Raw genomic sequence first — 25322 nt, 5'->3', positions numbered from 1 at the left:
TTCGTCGCGCGAAAACCGGGGTTTTCGTCGCGGGGCCGGGTGGTCCGGTGTGGAGTGTCCGGTGTGGACGTGAAAAAGGCAGGCACCCCCGGGGTGGGGTGCCTGCCTTCTGGCGGCCGGGTCAGCCGAAGAGGCCCTTGATGGTCATGGCGATGGAGATGATGACCACGCCGAAACCGGCGTAGAGGAGGATGTCGACGACTCTGCTGCGGATGGCCAGCAGACCGGCGCGCTCGTCCGGGATCATCGCGCGCAGGCCCGCCGCGACCAGCAGCGCCAGGCCCAGCACGACCGTGCCGCGGCGCCAGTGCTGCAGGGACACCAGCAGGAACCCGATCAGCCCGATGCCGCACACCAAGCCGAACGGCACGTGGATGGACAGGCGGGACCTGTCCGGCAACCAGTCGCTCACGATCCTCCAGTCCAGCGGGGCGCCACTCCGGCGAACCGGGCGCCTCAGCCCAGGTTGCGCTCGGCCGCCTCGACGACGTTCGTCAGCAGCATCGCGCGGGTCATCGGGCCGACGCCACCGGGGTTCGGCGACAGGAAGCCTGCGACCTCGGCGACGTCCGGGTGCACGTCCCCGGCCAGCCCGTCGTCGGTGCGGGTGACGCCCACGTCGAGCACCGCCGCACCCGGCTTGACCATGTCCGGGGTGATCAGGTTCGGCACGCCGGCCGCGCCGACGACCACGTCCGCGCGGGAGATCTCCGCGGCCAGGTCCTTGGTGCCGGTGTGGCACAGGGTCACCGTGGAGTTCTCGCTGCGGCGGGTCAGCAGCAGACCGATCGGGCGGCCGACGGTGATGCCGCGGCCGACGACCGCGACGCGCGCGCCGTTGAGCTCGACGTCGTGCCGGCGCAGCAGCTCGATGATGCCGCGCGGGGTGCACGGCAGCGGGGCCTCCTCGCCCAGCACCAGGCGGCCGAGGCTGATCGGGTGCAGGCCGTCGGCGTCCTTGGCCGGGGCCATCCGCTCCAGCAGCGGACCGGCGTCGAGGTGCTTGGGCAGCGGCAGCTGCACGATGTAACCGGTGCACTCGGGGTCGGCGTTGAGCTCATCGATGACCGCCTCGACGTCAGCCTGGCTGACGTCAGCGGGCAGGTCCTTGCGGATGGACTTGATGCCGACCTTCGCGCAGTCGTTGTGCTTGGCGCGCACGTAGGACTGCGAGCCGGGGTCGTCACCGACCAGCACCGTTGCCAGGCCCGGGGCCTGACCCTGCTCGACGAGCTTGGCGACGCGGGGTCGCAGCTCCTCGAAGATCGCGTCCTTGGTGGCCTTGCCGTCGAGAATCGTCGCGCTCACAGCTGCTCATCGTGGCAGATCGTCGACCGCATGACCTCGCCGGTCCGCAGTTTTTTCCACCACTTCCGCCACGGGCGAAACCGGCCCGGAGCGGCGCAGGTGCAGCAGCACGACCGCGAACGCGACCACCGCCATCCCGGCGATGCCCGCCCCGGCACCCGCCGGTCCGCTGCCGTCGAGCAACGCGCCCACCAGAGGTGAGGCCAGCGCCGCACCTCCCTGCCCGGCCGTCGACATCCAGCCGAACGCCTCACCCCGCCGATCCACCGGGGCGAGATCCGCCAGCCGGTTGTTCGCCGCCGTCAGCAGCGGGGCAACCGCCGAACCACCGATCAGCAGGATCAGCCCGACCGCCCACGGCGAGCCCCCGGAGATCGGCGGCAGCACCGGGACCAGCGCGCACAGGCCCAGCGCCGTCACCCCAGCGCGCGCCCACAACCGGTGCCGCGGGAAACCTCCCATGACCAGCCCGCCCACCAGCGAGCCCACCGCCCACACGCCCGCGAGCACCCCGGCGAGCTGCGGTTCGCCGCGGCCGCGCGCCCAACCGACCAGCAGCACGTCCACCGAGATCAGCGCACCCGCGATCAGGCAGAAGAAGCACAGCAGCGTCAGGAACCCCGGCGTCCGCACCAGGCTCCCGGCGCTCCCGCGCGAGCCACCGCCCAGCCCGCCCCGGATCCCGGCGCGCCACAGGGCCGACGCGAACAGGGCCGGGCCGACCACCGCCCACACCGCGCAGGCCACCAGCGCCGCCGGAGCGCCCCAGGCGGCGACCGCGAACGCGGCCAGCATCGGTCCGACGACGTAGAGCAGCTCCCCGATCGTCGCCTCGACCGCGTAGGCGGCCTCCCGCGCCCGACCCGTGGCGATCATCGGCCACATGGAGCGCGTCACCTGCCCCAGCGGCGGCGCGGACAGGCCCGTGGCCAGCGCGACCGGCAGCATCAACCACCACATCGCCGCGTCCGCCCAGGCCGCGGTCGCGATCATCGCCGCGAAGCCCACCGACTGGCCCGCACCGCTGACGACCAGCACCTTCGCCACCGAGCTGCGGTCCGCCGCACGTCCTCGCACCGGCCCGGCGATCGCGTGCCCGATGGTCATGGCGGTGCAGACCGCGCCGCCGAGCGCGTACGAACCGGTCCACTCGGCCATCAGGAACGTCACCACCATCACCTGGGCCGGGATGTAGAGGCGCGCCAACAGACCGAAGGTCATCAGTGACGGAGCGTGTGGGACAGCGGCCAGGAGCCGGTACGGACGAAGCACGTCCACAACTGTGTCCTTGGGCACTGACGGAGTGCCACCGGTTTTTCGGAGAACCCCCTCGCTGATCCAATACACCTGGTGGTGTGATGTTCTTTCGAACTTTCAGCAGGCAAGCTCTGGGGCGAGATCATCGGTCCCGTCCGGGGCGATCTTGAAAACCGCCACAAGACGATCACCGGCGGCGCGGATGTCACACACAGCGCACAACGCCGGGCCCGCGTCGAGTAGCGTTTCGGCGGGGTGGAGTCGGGTTGCCTCGTCGAGAGGGGGAGGATGTCACCCATGTCGCGTCCGACAGCGATCAGTCCGGAAGAGCAGGAGCAGATCGCCCGCAAGATCGGTGTTCTGCTTTTACAAGGCGCTCCTGAGGACTGGCAGGAGATCACGGTGGAGTACCGAGCCACCGGCGAATACACCGACCTGCTGGGTGAGCTCACCGCGCAGGACGGCAGTTCACGCCCGGTCGAGCCGCCGGCGGAACTGCGGGAGATCTTCGAGCGCCTGCGCGAGGGCATGTACCGCCCCGACGTGGGCACCTGGTTGAGCGCGCTCTACGTCGTCGAGCGCCCGTCCAGTTACCGAATCGATATCAACTTCGACACCGAGCCGCAGTGGCAGCGCCCGCTGCCCCGCGCGGCCTACGTCGACGAGCTTCGCCGCTACCCGCGGTCCGAGGACAACATCCCGGACTGGATGCAGGAGCGGGTCGACGGCACCTCCGCGCCGCAGGCCGAGGACGCCCCCGTGGTGCCCGACACGGTCGCGGGCCTCGAGGCCGAGGCCGCCGGGTCCGCGGAGATCGGCTCCGGCCGCTTCCGCATCACCAACGTCTTCGACGACGTCGACGACGAGGGCCGCCCGGTCGTCTCCGAGCGCCGCCCGGTTCCCGCCGACGAGGTCGGCGCGCTGCGGCAGTACCTGGAGAACGCCCCGGTCGTGCTGGCCTCCCGGGAGAACGAGGAGGACCACCTCGATCCCGAGCGCCCCCAGTCCGTCCCGGGCACCTGGCACACCGACGGGACCTGGCTGTGGCCGGGCGCGGTGGCCTACTACCTGGCGCAGTACGGCATGCCGCCGGAGTCCGCGCTGGTCGAGCACGCCCGCAGCCGCGGTTTCACCGTCGGCGAGGTCGACGACGAGACCCGCGAAGCGGCCGTGAGCGAGCTCGTGGACCAGCCCCTCCCGGACCCGTCCGGTGACGAGCCGGTCGACGAGGCCGGGGCCGACTCCTCGGTGTCGACCGGTGCCGCCGTCGCGGGTGCCGGGGCCGCCACCGTCGGCGCCGCCGCCGTCGGGGCCGCTGCTGCCGGGGTCTCCGGTCCCGAAACCGAGTCCTCCTCGGACGAGCCGGAGGAGCTCGACGAGCCCGCCGCCCCGGTCCAGGAGGAGGCCGTGCCGGCCGCCTCCGGTTCCCGGCACGTCCTCGACGAGGACGACGACGCCCCGGACTCGCAGGAAGTGCTGGCCAAGCTGCACGACCGGCTCACCGACTTCCAGATCGACAGCGACTCCTACCGGCTGGGCAGCCGCAGCACGGACGCCCTCTGCCTCGTGCAGGACGGCGACGACTGGGTCGTCACCGGCACCGAGGACGTCCGCTTCGCCCGCGTCGACCACGCCGCCGCGTACCTGCTGGGCCAGCTGCTGATGGACCAGCCGCCCGCGTCGGTCCCGGCCGCCCCGGTGGCCCCCGAGGCGGACCTGCCGCAGCGCAACGCCGAGTCGGTCGACGAGCTGCTGCCCGGCAGCTCCGAGTCCGTCGACGACCTGCCGCGCCGCGGTGCTCCGGAGCCCGAGCTCCCGCAGCGCTCCGCGCAGGAGCCGACCGATCTGCCGCAGCGCACGCCGGAGTCCGCCGAGCTCCCCCAGCGGGGCGCACCGGAATCCGACCTGCCGCAGCGGAACCCGGAATCGTCCTCGGGTCTGCCGCAGCGCACGCCGCAGGCGTCCGAACTGCCCCAGCGCGCCGCGCGCGAGCCGGAGCAGTCCGGGCCCAGCACCGGCGGGAACCCGCTGTTCACCGCGAACCAGGACGCGGCCCCGGCCGCCCAGGAACCGGTGGCGCAGGAATCCGCCCCGCAGGACCCGGTTCCGCAGAGCCCGTCGGCGCCACCCGCCGACGAGGCGACCCGGTTCCAACCCGCGCCGTCGATGGACCGGCCGCTGCCGCCGCAGGCACCGCAGTCGCCGCCGGTGGGCAACCCGGTGCAGCCGCAGGGCGGTGCGCCGGGCTCGAACCCGCTGCCCAAGCGCCAGCCCCGCCGGGACAGCAACGCGCCGGTTCCCCCGGCCGGTCCCGGCAACGGCGGACCCGCTCAGGGCCCGGCCGGTGGCGCCGACCGCCGTCCCGGACCGGGTGGTCCCGGCATGGCCGGACCGCAGCGGCAGGGCCCGCCGCCCGGACCGCCGCGTCCGCAGCAGGGGCAGCCGCAGAGCCAGCCTCCGCAGGGCCAGCCGCAGGGGTCGCCCAACGGTCAGCCGCCGCAGGGGCAGCAGATCCAGCCGCTCAACGGCGAACCGCCGCTGACGCTGTACCGGGACCGCCGGATCGTCATGCTGCAGCCGGGCACCGAGCTGGACCGCTTCGGCGAGCCGAACGGCAACGTGATGTACGCGGTGCGCACGCCGTACACGCACCGCTCGCTGCCGCCGCAGTGGGCGAACCGCACCTACGCGGCCTACCGGGTGCAGCGCCCGATCCAGGCGCTGCGGGGCACCGCGGTCGCGTGGTTCGAGCAGCCCGGTGGTGGCACGGCGTTCGTGCTCCCGGCAGCGGTCAGCGACCTGCTCTCGGACGGCACGCTCGCCGAGGTGCCGTCGCCGGAGCGCCCGCCGATGGAGTGAGCGAGAGCTGAGAGAGGGCCCTTCCCGCCTGGGAGGGGCCCTCTTTCGCGCTTCAGTCGAGCTGGAGGCCGTGGGCCGCCGCGTAGGACAGGGCCAGCGTCGTGTCGACCCGGGCGCCCCGGAAGTGGGCCTGGACGAGGGCGTCGGCGTCGAGGCGGGCGTCCCGCAGGTCGGCGTTGTCGAGCCGGGCGCCGAGCATCCGGGCGCCGGAGAAGTCGACCTCGCGGAGGTCGCAGCCGCGCAGGTCGCACTCGGTGAGGTTGGCCTCGCGGAACCGGGCGCCGTGCAGGTCCACGTCACGCAGGTCGCAGCGGCCCATCGCGACCAGGGTCAAGTCGGTCTCGCCGACCTTCAGCGAGCGCAACCGGCAGTCGACGAAGCTGGAGCCGAGCAGGCTGCAGCCCTCGAAGGAGCTCTTCCCGAACACCGTGCGTTCGAACTTGCAGGACCGGAACGCGCTCGCGACGTGCTGCGAACCGTTGAGGTCGGCGCCGGTGAAATCGCAGTCGGTGAACACGCAGTTGCGGGTGCTCAGGCCGGTCAGGTCGGCGTCGGTGAAATCGCACTGCTCGAAAACCCGGCCGGACCACTCCTGATCCGGCAACATCGCGTCCTGGAAGTCCTCGCCGACCGCGCTCGTCATGGGACACACCCTGGCACGAGCGCCCGACGTCCTGGGAAAGCGCCATGCGAATCCACCGGGTAGTGCCCAATCTCAAGACCACCGATCTCGCGGCGACGCGGGACCACTACGTGCGGGTGTTCGGCTTCGAGGTGGTGATGGACATGGACTGGATCGTCACCCTCAGCTCGCCCGAGGACCGGATGCGCCAGTTCAGCCTGATCACCGAGGACGCCACGGCGCCCGAGCACCCGGACATCTCGATCGAGGTGGACGACGTCGACGCCGCCTACGCGGCCGCGGTGGAGTCCGGTGCGGAGATCGTGCACCCGCTGACCGACGAGCCGTGGGGCGTGCGGCGGTTCTTCCACCGCGACCCGAGCGGAACCGTGGTCAACACGCTGTCCCACCGTTAGTCGCGGGTCCCACCGTTAGTCCCGGGTCCCACCGCCGGCTACGGGACGACGACCACCGGGCGGACCGCTTCGACGACCAGGGTCGCCGGGACCGTGCCGAGGAGGCCGCCTCGGCGGCGGGAGCGGCCGACGACGATGAGGTCGGCTCGGTACTGCTCGGCGACCTGCTCCAGGCCGACCGCGGGGTCGCCTCGGTGATGCACGAAGTCCCAGTCGATGTCCACCCACTTCAGGTGCGACACGACTTCCTGCTTGAGCTCCTCCACGAGGGATTCGGCGGCTTCGCTGGCCACCGCGACACCCATCGGGGACCAGTAGGCGACGCCGCCCACCGCCTCGACGTAGACCAGCACGAGACGCGCGCGTTCGCGGCGGGCGAGACCCGCCGCCCACGCGGCGGCGTGGAAGCTGGCCGGGCTGCCGTCCATGCCCACGACGATGCCGCCCAGGCCGTCCTTGCCGATCTCGAATTCACGCTCGGTGCTGTCGCCTTCGGCCACGCCGGAATGGTACTCAGTGCCCGGAACCGTTGTTCCGTCGCTGCTCGTTCCGCCGTGCGGGGGTGCTGCGCCGTGCGGGGGTGCTGCGCCGACCGGGGGTGTCCGGTGCCGGGGGCCGCGCGTTAGGTTCTGCGACGTGACCGCAGTGGAACCCCGCACCGAAGCCGAGCAGCGCGCCCTGGACGCCGTGGACGTCGACGCCATCGTCGGTGATCTCCGCGAGCTGGTGGCGATCCCCAGCGTGGGCGGCACCACGGCCGAGCACGACGCGCAGCAGTGGTGCGCCGACAAGCTCGCCGGGCTGGGCCACCGGGTCGATCACTGGCGCATCGACGTCGACGAGCTCGCCCGGCACCCCGAGTTCCCCGGCCAGGAGGCCGAGCGGGACGAGGCGTACGGCTGCGTCGGGGTCAGCGGCGAGGGTGATCCGGCGCTGGTGTTCTGCGGGCACACCGACGTTGTTCCGCCGGGCGATCTGGACCGCTGGCCGGACCGCGACCCGTACACCCTGCGCATCGACGACGGCATCGCCGCCGGTCGCGGCACCTGCGACATGAAGGGCGGCGTGGTGGCGTTCCTCGGCGCCCTGCAGGCACTGCGCGCGGCGGGTGTGGAGCTGGCCCGGCCGGTCGCGGTGCACTCGGTCGTCGCCGAGGAGGACGGCGGGCTGGGCGCGTTCGCGACGCTGCGGCGCGGTCACCGCGGTGAGGCGTGCGTGATCGCCGAACCGACGCAGAACACCATCGTGGCGGCCAACGGCGGTTCGCTGACGTTCCGGCTGGAGGTCCCGGGTCAGAGCACGCACGGCTCGACCCGCTACCGGGGCGTCAACGCGCTCGACAAGCTGGCCGAGCTGCTGCCGGTGCTGCGCGAGCTGGAGTCCCGGCGCAACGTCGACCCGGACCCGCTGGTGGAGCACCTGGAGATCCCGTACCCGCTGTCGGTCGGCAAGGCCCACGTCGGTGACTGGGCGAGCACGGTCCCGGACCTCGCGGTCGCCGAGGGCCGCTACGGCGTGCGGCTCGGCGAGTCCGTCGAGCAGGCCAAGGCCGAGTTCGCCGCCGCCGTGGCCGAGGCCTGCGCAGCCGACCCGTGGCTGGCCGAGCACCCGGTCCGGGTGACCTGGCCGGGCGGCATCTCGCCAGCGGCCGCTTCCCAGAGGGCCACCCGCTGCTGGAGGAGACCCGGCAAGCGATCGTCGCAGCGGGCGGCCCCGACCCGGAGGTCCTGGGCGCCCCCTACGGCTCGGACCTCCGCCAGTACGCGGCCACCGGAATGCCCACGCTCACCTACGGCCCGGGCGACGTCCGCTACGCCCACGCCGACGACGAACACGTCACCATCGCAGACCTGGAGCAGTGCGCCAGAACCTTCGTCCTCCTAGCAATCAACCGCTGCGGAATCGCCTGACGTCAGGCAACCGCCGCAGGCGGTTTCTCCCTGCCCCACCTGAGCAACTGGCACCGCCGCGGGTTCTGAGCGGCTCTCCGGGGAGGACAGCCGACGTGTCGTGTAATTGGCATACACAAGCCTCGGATCCCGGAGCCAGAGAGTCGCTCAGGTTCCGCTTCTGGCACCGCCAAGCAACAAGACCACGGAGTCGTGTCAGTAGACAGAACCCCGAACGACCGCACCGATGACGTCCAAAAACAGCCACAGACCTAATGAAAATCCCGAGACTCCGAAGGCACCCGAATATCCAGTTTTTGGAGTCGATCGGCCCGCAGGTTCACCACCTCCCCAGCCCGCTCAACAACCCCCCGAACCAGCAGAGCAGCACTGGTTCGTCCGACCTTCCGGTACCGAGCCCACAGCCCGGGCGAGCACACGACGTTGACGGTCCCGGTCTCATCCTCGAGGTTGAGGAACGTGATCCCGCCAGCGGTGGCCGGCCGCTGCCGGTGAGTCACGGCCCCGCCCACCAGAACCCGGGTCCCGTGCTCCACTTCGGACAGACGGGAAGCGGGCAGCGCCCCGAGCTCGTCGAGGCGCGCCCGGACGAACTGCAGCGGGAAGCTGTCGGGTGAGACGCCGGTGGCCCACACGTCGGCGGCGGCCTTCTCGACGCCGTCCATCCCGGGCAGGGCGGGGGCGTCGGAGGAGACGGTGGTGCCGGGCAACCGGTCTGGTCGTTCGCGGGCGGCCGCGGCGGCGTTCCACAGCGCTTCGCGGCGGGTCAGGCCGAGCCCGTCGAACGCGCCTCCGGTGGCCAGGGCTTCCATCTGGGGCGCGGTCAGGCGCACGCGCCGCGCCACGTCGGCCATGTCGGCGAAGGGCCCGTTCTCGGCGCGTTCGGCGACCAGCTCCTCGGCGAGGTCCTCGCCGAGCTTGCGCACCGCGGACAGGCCGATGCGCACGGCTTGCCGTCCGGCGCTGGTGGCGTCGGGTTCCAGATCGGCGTGCACTCGGCTGGCGTTGATGTCGGGTCCGCGCACCACGACGCCGTGCCTGCGCGCGTCGGCGACCAGCGATTGCGGCGAGTAGAACCCCATCGGTTGGGCCTTGAGCAGAGCCGCGCAGAAAGCGGCCGGGTAGTAGCGCTTGAACCAGGCGCTGGCGAACACCAGCAGCGCGAAGCTCAGCGCGTGGCTCTCGGGGAACCCGTAGTTGGCGAAGGCCAGCATCCGCTGGTAGATGTGCTCGGCCAGCTCTTCGCCGATGCCGTTGGCGGCCATGCCTTCGAAGAGCCTGTCGCGCAGGCGTTCCATGCGTTCGGCGGAGCGCTTGGCGCCCATCGCCCGGCGGAGCTGGTCGGCCTCGGCCGGGCTGAATCCGGCGACGTCGACCGCCAGCTGCATCAGCTGCTCCTGGAACAGCGGGACGCCCAGCGTCTTGGCCAGCGCACCGGCCATCAGCGGATGTTCGTAGTCCCACTCCTCCTCGTCGTTGCGGCGGCGGATGTAGGGGTGCACCGATCCGCCCTGGATGGGGCCGGGCCTGATCAGCGCGACCTCGACCACCAGGTCGTAGAACTCGCGGGGTTTGAGCCGGGGCAGCGTGGCCAGCTGCGCGCGGCTCTCCACCTGGAACACCCCGATGGCGTCGGCTCGGCGCAGCATCGCGTAGACCTCGGGATCGGACAGGTCCAGTTCGCCGAGGTCGACGTCGATGCCGTGGTGCTCGCGGGTCATGTCGATGGCGTGGTGCAGCGCCGAGAGCATGCCCAGGCCGAGCAGGTCGAACTTGACCAGGCCGACGGTGGCGCAGTCGTCCTTGTCCCACTGCAGCACCGTCCGGCCGGGCATCCGCGCCCATTCCACCGGGCACACCTCGCTGACCGGCTGGTGGCAGATCACCATGCCACCGGAGTGGATCCCCAGGTGGCGAGGGAATCCCATCAGCTCGTCGGCGAGATCGCGCACCGCGCCGGGGATCTCGGAGTCCTCGGGCAGCGGGCCCCAGTGCTCGATCTCCTTGCTCCAGGCGTCCTGCTGGCCGGGCGAGTAGCCGAGCGCGCGGGCCACGTCGCGCACCGCGGACTTGGGGCGGTAGCCGATGACGTTGGCGACCTGGGCGGCGTGGGTGCGGCCGTACTTGGCGTAGACGTGCTGGATGACCTCCTCGCGGCGGCCGGATTCGATGTCGATGTCGATGTCCGGCGGCCCGTCCCGCTCGGGTGCGAGGAACCGCTCGAACAGCAGCCGGTAGCGCACCGGGTCGGCGTTGGTGATGCGCAGCGCGAAGCACACGGCCGAGTTCGCCGCCGATCCCCTGCCCTGGCACAGGATGTCCTCGCGGCGGCAGAAGTCGATGATCTCGTGCACGACCAGGAAGTAGCCGGGGAACTCGAGCTCCTCGATGACGGCGAGCTCGTGCTCGATCTGCCGGTAGGCCTCCGGCGCGGCCTGCGGCGGCCCGTAGCGGTCGAGCGCGCCGAGGTAGACCAGTTCCCGCAGGTGGCTGGTCTCGGTGTGGCCGCGCGGCACGTCGAACGGGGGCAGCTGGGGGGCGACCAGGCTCAGGTCGAACGCGCAGGACTTGCCGAGCTCGGCGGCCCGCTGCACCGCGCCCGGGTAGCGGGCGAAGCGCTCGGTCATCTCGGCTCCGGAGCGCAGGTGGTTGCCGGCCCAGGCGGGCAGCCAGCCGTCCATGTCGTCCAGGCTGCGTCGCGCGCGGACGGCCGCGACGACGCTCGCCAGCCGCGCCCGGTCCGGGCGCGCCAGGTGCGCGCCGGTGGTGGCCACCGTGGACAGCCCGGCCCGGTCGGCGAGCTCGGCGAGGGCGTCGTTGCGCACCGAGTCGGTGGGCAGGCCGTGGTCGGTGAGCTCGACGGTGACGTGCTCGCGGCCGAAGAGCCCGACCAGCCGGTCGAGTTCGACCGCGGCGGCGTCCGCCCCGCCCGCGGCCAGGGCCGTCTGGACCGCGCCCTTGCGGCAGCCGGTGAGGACCTGCCAGTGCCCGGCCGCGTCGGCGGCCAGCTCCTCCAGCCGGTACTCCGGGCGTCCCTTCTCCTCGCCGCGCAGCTGCGCGGTGCTGATCGCCCGGCACAGGGAGGCGTAGCCGTCGAGGTCGCGGGCCAGCACCAGCAGGTGCCCGCCTTCGGGGTCGGGGACGCCGTTCTGCGGCTGGGTGAGCCCCAGGCTCAGCTCGGCGCCGAACGCGGTGCGCACGTCGTGCTCCTTGGCGGCTTCGGCGAACCGCACGACGCCGTAGAGCCCGTCGTGGTCGGTGAGCGCGATGGCCGCCAGTCCGAGGTGCGCGGCCTCCTCGATCAGCTCCTCGGGGTGCGCGGCGCCGTCGAGGAAGCTGAAGTTGGAGTGCGCGTGCAGCTCGGCGTAGGGGACCTTCTCGCCCGGCGGCGACAGGCCTCGTCCTCGTCGTCGATGTTCGGCCCGGGGGCGTGCCGCGGGCCCCTCGTCGCGGCGCGGCGTCATCGTGCCGGAGAGGGCCTTCTCCAGCTCGGACCAGCTCTGGGGCGGGTTGAACCAACTCATGGACCTAGTGAACTCCTGTTCGAACCGTTGGCGCTACCAGCTGGGACGACATCCACTCGAACGAGTGTTCCCCTGCTATCGGTAGGCGCCCTGGACCCACCAGTCACCGCGCTCGTGCACCAGCAGCAGCGCGATCTCGTCCGCATCGCCGGACCCCGCATCGCCGGACCCCGCCGGGGATTCCGGCGCGAGCACGACCTGGAGGCGGACCTGGGCCCGCGGCGGCACCTGCGATTCCGGCGCGGTTCGGCCGGACCCGGTGGCCAGCAGCTCGACCCACCAGCGCTCGGTCACCGGCCACGGACCGGCCCAGCCGACCACGGCGCGGGACTTCCCGCCGGCCACCTCGACCCGGTCCGGAGCGGCGGACAGACCGGTCCGGTCGGTGATCCACACCGGCTCGCCCGAGGCGTCGAGCACCCGCGCCGGCCACGGCTCGCCCGGCACCACCGTCGGCGACGGCGCCGGGATCCGGCCCGGCCACGGCGGTTCGGCGGGCAGCGTCGCGCGGCGCTCGTCGCCCCAGGGCACGAATCGCACCTGGTCGCGAGGGTCCCTGCCGCCACCGAGCACGCCGGTCAGCACCGCTTCCGGGCCGAGCATGCCCTGCACTCGCGCGAAGGCCCGGCCCGCGCGGGCGGTGGCCTCGCCGGTCGCGGAGCTGAGCAGGTCGAGCTGCAGACCGCCCGCGCCCACGACCTCCTCGGGGCTCAGGCTCAGCTCGCCGAGGCCCGCGGTGGGACGACCGGTGCGGCCGTTGAGCCAGCCGTCGAGCTGCCAGCGGACCCGGTCGGCGGTGGCGGCCGGGGTCAGCGGTTCCGCGCAGCGCCACACCCGGTGCAGCTCCTCGCCGTTCTCGGTGCGCGCCGAGATGCCCAACCGGGTGCAGGCCAGGCCGAGATCGCCCAGCTTGGCGTGCAGGTCGTCGGCGAGCGCCTTGGCGACGAACGCCGCGCGGTCCACCCGGTCCACCGGCGGGTCGAGCTCCTCGGTGACGATCAGCTCGGGCGGTGGTCGACGCCGCTTGACCGGGCGCTCCTCCTGCCCTCCCGCCGACCGGTGGGCCAGCAGAGCGGCCTGCCCGAACCGGGTCGCCACGTCCGCCGGGCCCAGCGCGGCGAACTCGCCGAGGGTGCGAATCCCCAAGCGGCGCAGCAGGTCCACGAGCTCGGGCTGCTGCGCGACCTGCTTCGGGCCGAGCCGGTCGGCGAGCTGCTCGACCTCCTCGATCGGCAGCGGGGCGAGGAAGCCCCGGCTGCCACCGGGTTCGACGTGCCGGGCGTGCCGCGCGGCGAGGATCGCGGCGAACAGCCCGTCGGCGACGCCGATCCGGCACTCCACGCCGGCCTGCGCGTCGATGTGGTCGACGAGCTTCTCCGCGACGGCCTCCTCTCCGCCGAAGTAGCGCGCAGGCCCCCGGGCGGGTACTGCGACCAGGCCCGGGCGGACGACCTCGACCCCGGGCACGAGTTCCTCGACGGCGACCACGACGGGCTCGAAGAGCCGCACGTCGCGCGCCGGATCGTGCTCGCACACGACGAGTTCCGGGCAGCGCCCCTGCGCCTCGCGGCGGCGCATCCCCCGGCGCACACCGCCCTCCCGGGCGGTCGCCGAGCAGGCGACGACCCGGTTCGCGGCGAAAACCGCTGCGGGCACGAGAGGCGCGAGCTCGGCGGCGCGCGCGGCGGCCACCACCGGCCAGTCCGGGCACCACACGACGATCCTGCGGGCGGGCACGTCGCTCACCCCGCCACCGCGCGCAGGTGAGCCCGAGCGGCCGGGCGTTCTCCGGCAGTCGCGACGTCGGAAACGGTTGCAACGGCGGAGGTTTCGACGGCAGAGCTTTCGACAGGGGGGCTTTCGACAGGGGCGATCGCGCCGTCGCGGGAGGGGAGCAGCACTCGGCAGGAACGCGGGCGCGACGCCGCGCCACGCCCTTCGGCGTGCACCGCGATCTCGCGTTCGCGCAGGTGACCGTGGCCGTGCCCGAGCCCGCGCCAGCGGGCCCCAGAACAGCGCAGCTGCACCTCCGCGCCCGGCCAGCGCCCGAAGGGCAGCAGCACCGAACCGCGGTGGCGCGCTCGCGCGGAGAGCCTGCGGGCATCGGCGTCGAGCACCCGCCCGGTCCCGCCGACCACGACCAGGTCGACGCCGTCGAGCAGCGCCGCGATCACGCCCGCCGGATCGGATCCCGGCTGCGGCACGACCGCCAGCCGCTCCAGCGACACCCCCGCCTCGGCGGCGGCGACCAGGTTGATGCCGGGCAGGCCCACCACGGTCGCCCAGGAACCGTTCGCCGTGGCCTCCGCCAGCAGCGCGAACAGCAGTGACACCGATCCGTGCACCGCCACCGTGCTGCCGCGGCGCAAACCTGGCCACGGCAGCACGGCGGCGAGTTCCGCCCGCGTCGGCAGCACCCGGCCCGCACCCGGGACACCGCCCGCCTCGACGCGCGGCACACCCACGGACACCCCGTCAGCCGTGGGCGCGCTCAGCGGCGTCGAAGACACCATCGCGGACATCGCCGCCCTCCCCACATACGTGACCGCGGTGGGTGCCCGACCCCGGCGCGGGCACCCACGAACACAGCCGCTGCGGGGAAGGCAGCGGTGGAGTCAGCGCTGCGCCTGCACCCGGACCACAGCGCCGAACCCCATCGGAGCGGCCGACCCCGACACCGGCCGTCCCCAATCTCGAACTTTCGTTCGAACAAGTCCAGTTAACCCTGCTCGGAGAGCCAAGTCAAGAACCAAGGGAACATTCGTTCGAAAGAGTGATCCGGGGCTCCGCTCCCGCCCTCCCACGAGTTCGTTTCACGCTCCGCCCGCCCCAGAGCGCAAAAGAACGAGCCCCGAGGCCGAGGGCCTCGGGGCTCGTCGTGGATGAGCGTCGTCAGTGGGCGAAGTGGCGGGTGCCCGTGAGGTAGACCGGGACTCCGGCCGCCTCCGCCGCCGCGATGACCTCGCCGTCGCGGACCGAACCGCCCGGCTGGACGACGGCGCGGACACCGGCGTCGAGCAGGACCTGCAGGCCGTCCGGGAACGGGAAGAACGCGTCCGAGGCCGCGACCGAACCCTTGGCGCGGTCACCCGCGCGGGAGACCGCCAAGCGGGCCGAGTCGACCCGGTTCACCTGGCCCATGCCCACGCCGACCGTCGCGCCCGCGTCGGCCAGCAGGATCGCGTTCGACTTCACCGCGCGGCAGGCGCGCCAGGCGAACTTCAGGTCCGCCAGCGTCGCCGCGTCCACCGGGGAACCGGTCGCCAACGTCCAGTTCGCCGGGTCGTCGCCGTCGGCGTCGATGGCGTCCGAGCCCTGCACCAGCATGCCGCCGGAGATCGCGCGCATCTCGACCCGGCCGCTCTGCGGCGGCTGGGCGGTCAGGATGCGGATGTTCTTCTTCTTGTTCAGCACGTCCACCGCGCCCTCGGCGTAGCCGGGGGCCACCACGACCTCGGTGAAGATCTCCGCGACCTGCTCGGCCATCGCCACAGTCACCTCGCGGTTGGTGGCGATCACGCCGCCGAACGCGCTCACCGGGTCGCACTCGTGCGCCTTGCGGTGCGCGGCGGCGATGTCGTCGGCGACCGCGATGCCGCACGGGTTGGCGTGCTTGATGATCGCCACGCACGGCTCGTCGTGGTCGTGCGCGGAACGCCACGCGGCGTCGGCGTCGACGTAGTTGTTGTAGGACATCTCCTTGCCGTGCAGCTGCGCGGCCGCGGCCAGGCCGGTGGCCTCCCCGCCCGAGACGTACAGCGCGGCCGGCTGATGCGGGTTCTCGCCGTAGCGCAGCGCAGAGCGGCGCTGCCAGGTCTCGCCGATCCAGCCCGGGAACGCGGCGTCGTCACCGGTCGGGACCTTGCTCATCCAGGACGCCACGGCCACGTCGTAGGACGCGGTGTGCCGGAACGCCTCGGCCGCCAGCTCGGTCCGGTCGGTCATCGAGAAACCGCCCGCGCGAACCTCCTCGAGAACCCACTCGTAGCGGCTCGGGTCGACCACGACGGCCACGTTGGCGTGGTTCTTCGCCGACGCGCGCACCATCGCCGGGCCGCCGATGTCGATCTGCTCGATCACCTCGTCCTGCGCGGCGCCCGAGGCCACCGTCTGCACGAACGGGTACAGGTTGACCACCAGCAGGTCGAACGGAGCGATCTCCAGCTCCTCCAGCTGCCGGGCGTGGGTGTCGCGACGCAGGTCGGCGAGCAGGCCCGCGTGCACCCGCGGGTGCAGCGTCTTGACCCGGCCGTCCAGCGCCTCCGGGAAGCCGGTGAGCTCCTCGACGGGCGTGACCGGCACGCCGGCGTCGGCGATCGCGCGCGCCGTGCCGCCGGTGGAGACGATCTCCACCCCGGCCGCGTGCAGCCCGGTGGCCAGCTCCAGCAGGCCCGACTTGTCCGACACGCCGATCAGCGCGCGGCGAACCGGGCGCCGCTCCTGGGAGTTCGCGGTCACGGGATATTCACCTTCCGTCCCTGCACGGTCCACCCGTGCAACGCCAGCTTCTGCAGAGTGCCGACCAGCAACCGCCGCTCGACGGCCTTGATCCGCTCGTGGAGGCTCGCCTCGTCGTCCTCGGGCAGCACCTCGACGGCTTCCTGGGCCAGGATCGGCCCCGTGTCCACGCCGGCGTCCACCACGAACAGGGTGCAGCCGGTGACGCGGACTCCATACTCCAGCGCATCCCGCACCCCGTGCATGCCGGGGAACGAGGGAAGCAGCGCCGGGTGGCTGTTGAGGTATCGGCCGTCGAAGCGGGCCAGGAAGTCGGCGCCGACGAGCTTCATGAACCCGGCGGAGACCACCAGGTCCGGCTCGTGCTCGGCGCAGGCCTCGGTCAGCGCGCGGTCCCACTCCTCGCGGGAGGCGTGGTCACCGACCTTGCGGACGAACGTGGGGATGCCTGCGCGCTCGGCGCGGGCCAGTCCCTCGATGCCGTCGCGGTCGGCGCCCACCGCGACCACCTGGACCGGGTAGTCGGGTTCGCTGGTGGCGTCGAGCAGGGCCTGCAGCAGGGTGCCGGAACCGGAGACGAGCACGACCACCCGCGCCGGGGTGGCGGTCGTGATCCGGTTCGGGTGCGCGGCGGTGCTCGGCTGGTCGGGCGTACTCGGGTTCAGCGTTCGCTCCTGACATGCCTCGGCACGATCTCCCCCGCAGCGTAAGACCTGGTTGCGGGGTCGGCTCCGGCAGGGGCCGGGCGAGTGGCGCAGCGCTCACCCCCGGTCGCGCGGCGCGGACTCCTCCTCGTCCGGCTCGGCGTCGAACTCGTCCGCCTCGACCTCGGGTTCGGCGTCGCTTTCCGCACGGGCGACCGGGATTTCGGAGACCAGGTCGTCCAGGTCGGTGTAGTCGAAGTCCTCCTCCGGCGACTCCGGATCCGGCTCTGGATCGATGTCCTCGTCGTCGAACGCGTCGGTGGCGAAGGCGGCCAGCGCCGGGTCGTCGGGCTCCTCCGCTCCGCCCAGCCAGGTCATCGCCAGCGCGGGGATCGCCAGCCAGCACAGCGTCGCCAGCGCGAGGCCCACCGGGTGGAACGAGACGTCGCCGACCGGGCCGTTGCCGAGCCGGCCGCCGGCGACCACCGCCAGGATCAGCACCGCCAGCGTCGCCACCCCGGCCGCCACCAGCACGACGACGAGACGGCGCAACAGCGGGCCGGGAACGCGTCGCGCGACCAGGCCCAGGAACATCCCGACCAGCAGCGGGAGCAGCAGCACCGCCGACCACCACACCGCCGGTCCGTCGTGCGGCAGCACCGCCAGCAGCGGCAGGTCCGGCAGCGGACCCGGCGCGTGGTTCAGCGGCTGGACGGTCTGGGACCCGATCGCGAAACCGCTGCCCGCGGCGAACGACCAGCCCGCCAGGATCGCGTTGGGCAGGTACAGCAGCGAGAGGACGGTGGCCCCGACGGCGTCGCCCGCGCCGCCCATCCGCTCCATCGACGCGGCCATCTCCGGCGCGGCGAGCACGACCCCGGCCAGCAGCACGAACGCGCCTGCCGCGACCACGGTGGCGATCGTCAGCAGGCCGATCCGCAGCCCGGTCCACACGTAGGCGTCGGTGCGCTCCCACAGCAGGTAGAACAGGCCGCAGCGGTTGGCCACCCCGGCGGTCGCGGCGATCGCGGCGGTCAGGCCGCAGCTCAGGAACGCCTCGACCGGGACCGCGCTGAACGGGCCGCCGAGCAGCATCGCGAACAGCGCGCCGACGCACGCGTGCACCAGCGCCATCGTCGCGATCACCGGCCACGCCTGGTCCGGGCGGCGCAGCCGGCAGCGGCGGGCGACGAACGCCGAGGCCGCCGCGACCAGCAGCACGACGCCGATCGTGGGCAGCATCGGCAGCACGCTCAGCGGCGCGCCGGAGATCACCAGCGGCGACTGGTAGAGCATCAGCCAGCCGGGCAGCGCGGCCATCAGGACCAGCAGCGGGTCGAAGCTCGTGCCGCTGGCGATGCCGACGACCAGGGCGAGCAGCGCCGCGACGGCGAGGAAGCCGATCAGCGGCACCGCGCCGACCACGGCGATGAACAGCCACCGGCGCAGACCCGGTTTCCGGTCGGAAGGGCCGGCGGCCACGGCATGGGGGATCGGATCCAGCGCAGACACGCGACCGAATGTCGCACCACCGCTGCTCCGAACGGCCTCGAACACGCCAGCCCATCCGCCCATCGGGGGATGCGGGCTGGGAGCAGGACAGTTTTAGCCATAACTACCCGGACAAAAGGGATCTTGATCATGGGTGATTATGGCTAAAACTGTCCACTGCCAACGACCGTTGGCAACGTCCGCTCAACGCTCCGCGAGATCGCGGCTCAGTTAGAAGGCGGGCGGCCCAGAAGGCGAGCCGCTCAGACCGCTCAGACGGCGGGTGGGTCAGAAGGCGGGTGGGTTGGTGCCCGGGTGGGGCATTTGCCGGGTGCCCTGCGGGCCGCCACCGTCCTGGTCGGATTTCGGTTGCTGAGCGTGCTGGGTGCTCGGGGGTGGCTGGGTGTTCGAGGGCGGCTGGGTGTTCGGGCCGCTTTGGGGCTGCTGCGGGGGCTGGGCGCCGGACTGGGCGTTCGGGCCGGGCTGGGCGTTCTGCTGGCCGGGGCGGTTCTGGTGAGGGCCGCTCGAGTCCGGGCCGGGGGTGGGGACGCCGCCGGAGGACGGGTTCCAGCCGCCCGGTTGCTGGGAGTCCGCCGCTGACGACTGCTGCTGAGCGGGTTGGCCGCCGGTGTTCGGGTTCCACGGAGGTGGCCCGCCGAACTGAGCTCCGGGTTGACCCTGCGGGCTCCAGCCCGGGCCACCGGGGCCGGGTCGCGGTCCTCCGGGTCCGCCCGGTCCGCGCTGCGGCCGACCCTGCGGGAACGGGGGCTGACCGTACGGCTGCGGACCGGTCCCCGGGCGCGAGGAACCGTCGCCGGACCTGCTGCCGGGCTTGATCACACCACCCTCGACGAGCAGCACGCCCAGCACGGCGGCCAGCTGCGCGAGCGCCAGCACCATCAGCACCGGGACCAGGCCCGACGCGGTGTTGCGGACGACGTCCTGCAGCAGCGCCAGCGCCGCGTAGGCCGACAGCGGGACGGCGACGAACAGCGCGTCCGGCGTCTTCGGCAGGAACCGCATGCCCGCCAGCGCGGCGGTGGAGATCAGGCCGACACCGGCCATGCTGCCCATCAGCGCGCCGACGCCGTCGTCGAAGAACCCGAGCAGGTAGCCGACAACGCCGGCACCGGCGGCCCCCATCGCGAGGATTTCTCTCAGCTCGAACGAACGGCGGTCGCCGCCGGTGCTCGGCTGTTGCGGATACGGGGCGGACATGGGATCGGACTCCTCGAAAGCACTCGATCGGGCGTGCTGATCGACGGTACCGAACCCCGGCGACGGCCAGGGCGGCCCGCCTGCTTGGGCCGGAAGACCGTTCGGGGCCGGGTTCCCGAGGGGAACCCGGCCCCGAAACGAGCGAGGTCGGAGGGTGTCAGCCCTTGACGATCTCGCGCATCAGCTTGGCGGTCTCGCTCGGCGTCTTGCCGACCTTGACGCCCGCGGCCTCCAGGGCCTCCTTCTTCGCCGAGGCGGTGCCCGACGAACCGGAGACGATGGCGCCCGCGTGACCCATGGTCTTGCCCTCCGGCGCGGTGAAGCCCGCGACGTAGCCGACCACCGGCTTGGTGATGTTGGCCTTGATGTAGTCGGCCGCGCGCTCCTCGGCGTCGCCACCGATCTCACCGATCATCACGATGGCCTCGGTCTCCGGGTCTTCTTCGAAGGCCTGCAGCGCGTCGATGTGGGTGGTGCCGATGATCGGGTCACCACCGATGCCGACGGCGCTGGAGAAACCGATGTCCCGCAGCTCGTACATCATCTGGTAGGTCAGCGTGCCCGACTTGGACACCAGACCGATCTTGCCCGGGCCGGTGATGTCGGCCGGGATGATGCCGGCGTTGGACTTGCCGGGCGAGATGATGCCGGGGCAGTTCGGCCCGATGATCCGAGTCTTGTTGCCCGTGGCGTTGGCGTGCGCCCAGAAGTAGGCCGAGTCGTGCACCGGGATGCCCTCGGTGATGACGACGGCCAGGCCGATCTCGGCGTCGATCGCCTCGATCACGGCGTCCTTGGCGAACTTCGGCGGCACGAAGACGACCGACACGTCGGCGCCGGTCTCCTTCATCGCCTCCTGAACGCTGCCGTAGACCGTGAGCTCCTTGCCCTCGATCTCGACGGTCTGCCCGGCCTTGCGGGCGTTGACACCGCCGACGATGTTGGTGCCGGAGCGCAGCATGCGGGCGGTGTGCTTGGTGCCCTCAGAGCCGGTGATGCCCTGAACGATCACCTTGCTGTTCTCGTTGAGGAAGATAGCCATGATCGCCTCACGCCCCCGCAGCCAGCTCGGCGGCCTTGTCGGCCGCACCGTCCATCGTGTCCACGACCGTGACCAGCGGGTGGTTGGCCTCGGCCAGGATCTGACGCCCCTCGACGACGTTGTTGCCGTCGAGACGCACGATCAGCGGCTTGGTGGCCTCGTCGCCGAGGATCTTCAGCGCCTGCACGATGCCGTTGGCCACGGCGTCGCAGGCGGTGATGCCACCGAAGACGTTGACGAACACGGACTTGACGTCCTGGTCGCCCAGGATGACGTCCAGGCCCGCGGCCATGACCTCGGCGGAGGCGCCGCCGCCGATGTCGAGGAAGTTCGCCGGCTTCACGTTGCCGTGGTTCTCACCGGCGTAGGCCACGACGTCCAGGGTGGACATGACCAGACCGGCACCGTTACCGATGATGCCGACCTCGCCGTCCAGCTTGACGTAGTTGAGGCCCTTCTCCTTGGCCTTGGCCTCGAGCGGGTTCTCCGCGTCCTTGTCCACCAGCTCGGCCTGCTTGGCCTGGCGGAACGCGGCGTTCTCGTCGAGGGTGACCTTGCCGTCGAGGGCGATGATCTTGCCCTCGGGGTCCTTCACCAGCGGGTTGACCTCCACCAGGGTGGCGTCTTCGGCGACGAAGGTCTCCCACAGCTTCACGATCACGTCGGCGACCTGGTCGGCGACCTCGGCCGGGAACTTGGCGGCGGAAACGATCTCCTTCGCCTTGTCCTGGTCGACGCCCTCGATCGGGTCGATCGCGATCTTGGCCAGGGCCTCCGGGTTGGTGGCCGCGACCTCTTCGATCTCCATACCGCCCTCGACCGAGGCCATCGCGAGGAAGTTGCGATTCGCGCGGTCGAGCAAGAAGGAGAAGTAGTACTCCTCCGCGATGTCGGAGGCGGTCGTGACCAGCACCTTGTTGGTGATGTGGCCCTTGATGTCGAGACCGATGATGGCCTCGGCCTTGGCCTTGGCCTCGTCCGGGTTCTCGGCCAGCTTCACGCCGCCGGCCTTGCCCCGGCCACCGGTCATGACCTGGGCCTTGATGACTACGGGCCCGCCGAGTTCTTCGGCGACTGCCTTGGCCCCTTGCGGGTCTGTCGCCACGGCGCCGGGCAGCGTCGGCACGCCGTGGGAGGCGAAGAGCTCCTTCGCCTGGTACTCGTACAGGTCCACTCGACTCTCCTGCGACGTCGGTGTCGGACTCGGTGACGATATCGACCTGCGATGACGCATGGGGCGGCGCACCTGGTGAACTGCCTCACCTGAGGTAGGGCGTCTGCCTGGGTCGACCCGTCCAACACGGGGATTCGCCTGTTTCGGCAGGAGCGATATCTGCGTTCGCGTGACGAACGGAACAGACGCCGTGACGGCGTGCAGCCAGTCTCGGGCACCGCGCGAGCGGTCACAAGACGTCCGGGCGAGTGAACTCAGTTGCTCGGTTCGGCGGTCGTGCGGGCCGCCAGAGCGGTGCCGAGCAGCACCACCGCGCACCCGATCGCGCACCACAGGCCCAGCCCCGGGGTGGCGCCGGTCAGGCGACCGGCGGTCAGCGGGAACTCCAGCGCGCGCACCGCGACCAGCAGCGCCGCGCCGAACAGCAGCGCCGCGGCCGGGCCCGGACGGCACATCGGTGCCAGCGCGGTCGCGCCGACGACGGCGGCCAGCGCCAGCACCAGGCCCCACGAGGTGGTGCCGAAGTCGGTGAACACGCCGGGCGCGCTGTAGTCGGGCGCGGTGAGCACCGGCAGGCTGAACGCCCCGGCGCCGAGCACCAGCGCGACCAGCGACGGGATCAGCACGAGTCGGCGCATCGCCATCTCGGTGAGGTCGACGTCGTCGCGCTCGACCGCCCCGGCCAGCGCAGCGAGCACCGCGGACACGGCCGCCAGCAGCACCGACAGCCCGGCCGCCCAGGCTCCCAGGCCCGCTCCGGCCCCGGCCGCCTGCACGGCGGTGAACACCGCGTCCAGCGATCCGGCCGCGGCCAGCGGCACGACCGCCCACAGCACGGTCAGCACCGGCCGCAGCGGCAGCGCGAGCTTCGGCAGCAGCATCCCGGCACCCACCACGACCAGCAGGATCCCGGCCGGGAGCAGCATCCGGGCCGGGTACTCCGAGGGGTCGCGCAGCCCGTACGGCATGGCGACGTGCGGCGTCAGCGCCGCGAGCACCGCGACGGCACCGGCCAGCAGCGCGAACACCCCGGCGAGGGTGAGCAGCCTGGTCAGCGCGGGAAGGCGCAGGTCGTCGACGTCCTCGGCCGGTTCGCCGCGCCCGGCCCGCACCGCCAGCACCAGCAGCGCCGCGGCGGCCAGCAGCCCCAGCAGCGGGCCCCAGGCGAAGCTGAGCTCGTCGAGCACCAGCACCGACACCAGCGGCGGCACGGCCACCGCGATCAGCGAGAACGCCACGCCGAGCAGGCCGCCGCGGGCGAACTCCGCGTCGGTGGACCCGGCGAGCAGACCGGCGGCGCAGGGCACCGCGACGGCCAGCAGAGCGCTGCCGATGAGCACCGGCAGCGGCCCGTCCAGGGCGGTCTCGGCGGGCAGGTAGGGGTCGTCGGAGGAGAACGGGGCCATGAGCACCGCGACCGCGCCCAGCACTCCCGCGCACAGCGCCATCGCGAGCAGGCCCTGGCGGTGCGAACCGTCGCCCGACTCGCGGGTGCCCCAGGTGGCGAGCACGCCCGCGACCAGCGCGAGCACGTGCCCGGCGGCCAGCAGCCACCAGCCGACGCCGGGTTCGAAGTTCAGCAACGAGGTGGCGCGCAGCAGCTCCGGGCGCGCGGCCATGCCCGCGTCGGCGGCGAACTGGACGTCCTGCCCGAGCCTGCCCGGCGCGAAGGCGGCCGGGCCGACCAGCAGCGCGGCGGCCACGACCGGGCGCCCGCGCCGGGCGAACACCGCGGCCGCCACCGGGGCGAGCAGCGCGAGCACCAGCAGCAACGGCCAGGCGGGGTAGGCGGCGGGGACGGCCGGGCTGGTCAGCCCGAGCAGCGGTCCGAGGCCGGTGAGCGCGGCGCCGATCAGGGAGAGCCCGATCGCGGCGCGCAGGCGAGCCGGCGTGCCGCGCGTTGGCTGCGGGTCCGTGGCCTGGGCCGGGGCCGAGGCAGACGAACCGGACGGGAGGTCGGGCCGCGCAGTCACCGGCCAGACGCTAGCAACCGGGTGACCGTTTCGGGACACCACCCGGAGCCCTCCCTCGGGGTCGGTGCGCCCCGACACGCCCGGGGAGCACCCGAACGGAGCATCTTCGGATCGCCGACAAGACGCTCTTGGGGTGTGACGTGCCGCACAACGCGGTTCCCGCGAGTGTCCGAATCGGTTCCGAGATCGAGCCCCGCTGGGCCGATCGGCACACCCCGTCCTGATCACGAACCCGCAGGTGGCTCCGCTGAGCGACGACCACGCGCAGTATCCGGACGGGGCTGACAATCCGCTTCGCAGCGGACCTTTCGAACACGAGCGGTCGCCGACGCGTCACAGATCGGGAGTTGCCCCTAGGGGATCGGCTTCGCTACTGTCCCCCGGTCCGTTGTCACGGTCTGATCACGAAGGACAACCTTCGGCCGGTTCCCCGACCGGCACCCGGAAATTCCCCGTTCCGGGCCCGCGCGATCAGGCTCCCCGAGACGGAAGGGCAGGCATTGGCTCACCACCGCTCCCCCGGCGGCGCACGACCCTTTCCCGGTCACCCGGAGGCGTCCCCCGACGACCCCTCCACCCGGGATCGGAGCCGGGGTGCATCGACAGCATCGGCTTGGCGCGGTCGCGTCGTCGTCGCCGCAGTAGCGGCGGGTGCGTTCGCAGCGGCAGGCCAGTCGCTGGCAGCGGGCGAGGGAAACGCCTCCCCCGACAGCGATGATTTCAACGCCTCCGACGCCGCGGGGTCGTTCAACACCGCGATGTCCGAGGGCAATTCGTCCTCCCCCGCGTACAACGGGATGGGCGGCAGCGCTCCCGCGCCGGCGATGCTCCCGGTCGCCAAGACCTCCGACGTCAGCTCCGAGATGGAGAAGCTGACCAAGAGCGAGCGCATCACCGAGGCCCGCGACGCGGCTCGCCGCGCGGCCGAGGAAGCCGCCAAGCAGCCGAAGTTCCACGTGCCCGCGCTGGGCAACTTCACCTCCGGCTTCGGCGGCCGCTGGGGCACCACGCACTACGGCATCGACATCGCCAACTCCAAGGGCACGCCGATCATGTCGGTCGCCGACGGCGTCGTCATCGAAGCCGGTCCGGCCAGCGGTTTCGGCCTGTGGGTCCGGGTTCAGCACGAGGACGGCACGATCACCGTCTACGGCCACGTCAACACGATCACCGTGGACGAGGGCGACAAGGTCAAGGCGGGCGACCAGATCGCGACGATGGGCAACCGCGGCTTCTCCACCGGCACCCACCTGCACTTCGAGGTGTGGAACGCGGGCGGCAAGAAGATCAACCCGCTGCCGTGGATGCGCGAGCGAGGCATCTCCCCCACCTGATCGGGCTTCGAGCGGTTCGGCGACCAACGCGCGGTCGCCGAACCGCTTCTTCACGCGATGTTGACGCTCCCGCCGCCCAGGCGGGCAGTAGC

Annotated in this window: 19 protein-coding genes and 1 pseudogene; 5 read left to right on the top strand and 15 right to left on the bottom strand. The window is 72.4% G+C overall.

The genetic code is table 11. The annotated features are described in order from the left end of the window. Nucleotides 1–121: 121 nt before the first annotated feature. Genes REH65_RS20610 through REH65_RS20600 form a run of 3 tightly spaced genes read right to left on the bottom strand, consistent with a single transcriptional unit; the run spans nucleotide 122 to nucleotide 2529 of the window. On the bottom strand, nucleotides 122–412 hold the full coding sequence (locus tag REH65_RS20610; RefSeq protein WP_281455266.1) for a DUF3017 domain-containing protein: 291 nt from the start codon (nucleotides 410–412) through the stop codon (nucleotides 122–124). A 44-nt stretch (nucleotides 413–456) separates the two neighbouring features. Further along, nucleotides 457–1308 (bottom strand): bifunctional methylenetetrahydrofolate dehydrogenase/methenyltetrahydrofolate cyclohydrolase, encoded by an 852-nt coding sequence (locus tag REH65_RS20605; RefSeq protein ID WP_281455267.1) that lies wholly within the window; start codon nucleotides 1306–1308, stop codon nucleotides 457–459. Nucleotides 1309–1314: 6 nt separating this feature from the next. Further along, nucleotides 1315–2529 carry an MFS transporter gene (locus REH65_RS20600; protein WP_406688718.1) on the bottom strand — a complete coding sequence of 405 codons (1215 nt, stop codon included), beginning with the start codon at nucleotides 2527–2529 and terminating at the stop codon, nucleotides 1315–1317. Nucleotides 2530–2862: 333 nt separating this feature from the next. Between REH65_RS20600 and REH65_RS20595 the strand changes: the two genes are divergently transcribed. After that, nucleotides 2863–5424, top strand: a complete 2562-nt coding sequence (locus tag REH65_RS20595; RefSeq protein ID WP_406688717.1) for a glycohydrolase toxin TNT-related protein — start codon at nucleotides 2863–2865, stop codon at nucleotides 5422–5424. Nucleotides 5425–5476: 52 nt separating this feature from the next. Here the strand turns inward: REH65_RS20595 and REH65_RS20590 are convergent, their stop codons facing one another. Beyond that, entirely contained in the window at nucleotides 5477–6067 is a 591-nt protein-coding gene (locus REH65_RS20590) for a pentapeptide repeat-containing protein (RefSeq protein ID WP_406688716.1), read from the bottom strand. Between the two features lie 44 nt (nucleotides 6068–6111). Between REH65_RS20590 and REH65_RS20585 the strand changes: the two genes are divergently transcribed. Then, the gene (locus REH65_RS20585) at nucleotides 6112–6462 is read left to right on the top strand and encodes a VOC family protein (RefSeq protein ID WP_281455271.1); all 351 of its coding nucleotides are present in this window, start codon (nucleotides 6112–6114) and stop codon (nucleotides 6460–6462) included. A 38-nt stretch (nucleotides 6463–6500) separates the two neighbouring features. On the opposite strand, the gene REH65_RS20580 is transcribed toward REH65_RS20585, so the two are convergent. Then, on the bottom strand, nucleotides 6501–6962 hold the full coding sequence (locus tag REH65_RS20580; protein WP_125092946.1) for a universal stress protein: 462 nt from the start codon (nucleotides 6960–6962) through the stop codon (nucleotides 6501–6503). Here REH65_RS20580 and REH65_RS20575 point away from each other — a divergent pair. Both REH65_RS20575 and REH65_RS20570 read left to right on the top strand, forming a co-directional pair. Beyond that, nucleotides 6889–7989 (top strand): annotated as a pseudogene (locus REH65_RS20575) (M20/M25/M40 family metallo-hydrolase); the annotation flags it as partial. The gene REH65_RS20580 and the pseudogene REH65_RS20575 overlap by 74 nt on opposite strands. Nucleotides 7990–8054: 65 nt before the next feature. After that, complete coding sequence (locus REH65_RS20570; protein ID WP_406693204.1) at nucleotides 8055–8372, top strand: M20/M25/M40 family metallo-hydrolase; 318 nt, start codon at nucleotides 8055–8057, stop codon at nucleotides 8370–8372. 251 nt (nucleotides 8373–8623) lie between these two features. Here the strand turns inward: REH65_RS20570 and REH65_RS20565 are convergent, their stop codons facing one another. The 10 genes from REH65_RS20565 to REH65_RS20520 all read right to left on the bottom strand — a co-directional run bounded on the left by REH65_RS20565 (nucleotide 8624) and on the right by REH65_RS20520 (nucleotide 23896). Next, nucleotides 8624–11896, bottom strand: a complete 3273-nt coding sequence (locus REH65_RS20565; protein WP_406688715.1) for an error-prone DNA polymerase — start codon at nucleotides 11894–11896, stop codon at nucleotides 8624–8626. Nucleotides 11897–11971: 75 nt separating this feature from the next. Next, nucleotides 11972–13642 carry a DNA polymerase Y family protein gene (locus tag REH65_RS20560; protein ID WP_406688714.1) on the bottom strand — a complete coding sequence of 557 codons (1671 nt, stop codon included), beginning with the start codon at nucleotides 13640–13642 and terminating at the stop codon, nucleotides 11972–11974. Next, nucleotides 13639–14418 (bottom strand): hypothetical protein, encoded by a 780-nt coding sequence (locus REH65_RS20555; RefSeq protein WP_406688713.1) that lies wholly within the window; start codon nucleotides 14416–14418, stop codon nucleotides 13639–13641. The genes REH65_RS20560 and REH65_RS20555 overlap by 4 nt, the downstream gene beginning before the upstream one ends. Before the next feature lie 370 nt (nucleotides 14419–14788). Next, nucleotides 14789–16354 (bottom strand): bifunctional phosphoribosylaminoimidazolecarboxamide formyltransferase/IMP cyclohydrolase, encoded by a 1566-nt coding sequence (gene purH / locus REH65_RS20550; protein ID WP_406688712.1) that lies wholly within the window; start codon nucleotides 16352–16354, stop codon nucleotides 14789–14791. Continuing rightward, on the bottom strand, nucleotides 16351–16968 hold the full coding sequence (gene purN, locus REH65_RS20545) for a phosphoribosylglycinamide formyltransferase (RefSeq protein ID WP_406693203.1): 618 nt from the start codon (nucleotides 16966–16968) through the stop codon (nucleotides 16351–16353). Before purN ends, purH begins: the two co-directional genes overlap by 4 nt. A gap of 147 nt (nucleotides 16969–17115) precedes the next feature. Next, nucleotides 17116–18510, bottom strand: coding sequence for a DUF6350 family protein (locus REH65_RS20540; RefSeq protein ID WP_406688711.1), 1395 nt, complete (start codon nucleotides 18508–18510; stop codon nucleotides 17116–17118). A 267-nt stretch (nucleotides 18511–18777) separates the two neighbouring features. Further along, a complete protein-coding gene (locus REH65_RS20535) occupies nucleotides 18778–19707 on the bottom strand; it encodes a DUF5336 domain-containing protein (protein ID WP_406688710.1) in 930 nt (309 codons plus the stop codon). Between the two features lie 157 nt (nucleotides 19708–19864). Next, entirely contained in the window at nucleotides 19865–20749 is an 885-nt protein-coding gene (gene sucD / locus REH65_RS20530; protein WP_281455279.1) for a succinate--CoA ligase subunit alpha, read from the bottom strand. A 7-nt stretch (nucleotides 20750–20756) separates the two neighbouring features. Beyond that, on the bottom strand, nucleotides 20757–21923 hold the full coding sequence (gene sucC, locus REH65_RS20525; protein WP_406688709.1) for an ADP-forming succinate--CoA ligase subunit beta: 1167 nt from the start codon (nucleotides 21921–21923) through the stop codon (nucleotides 20757–20759). Between the two features lie 254 nt (nucleotides 21924–22177). Beyond that, the gene (locus tag REH65_RS20520; RefSeq protein WP_406688708.1) at nucleotides 22178–23896 is read right to left on the bottom strand and encodes a hypothetical protein; all 1719 of its coding nucleotides are present in this window, start codon (nucleotides 23894–23896) and stop codon (nucleotides 22178–22180) included. Between the two features lie 500 nt (nucleotides 23897–24396). Between REH65_RS20520 and REH65_RS20515 the strand changes: the two genes are divergently transcribed. Next, entirely contained in the window at nucleotides 24397–25230 is an 834-nt protein-coding gene (locus REH65_RS20515; protein WP_406688707.1) for a M23 family metallopeptidase, read from the top strand. Nucleotides 25231–25322 lie beyond the last annotated feature (92 nt).

The organism is Saccharopolyspora sp. ID03-671 (genome assembly GCF_045278815.1).
In the GTDB taxonomy this organism is placed as follows: domain Bacteria; phylum Actinomycetota; class Actinomycetes; order Mycobacteriales; family Pseudonocardiaceae; genus Saccharopolyspora; species Saccharopolyspora ipomoeae.
This window is presented reverse-complemented; position numbering and strand designations above follow the sequence as displayed.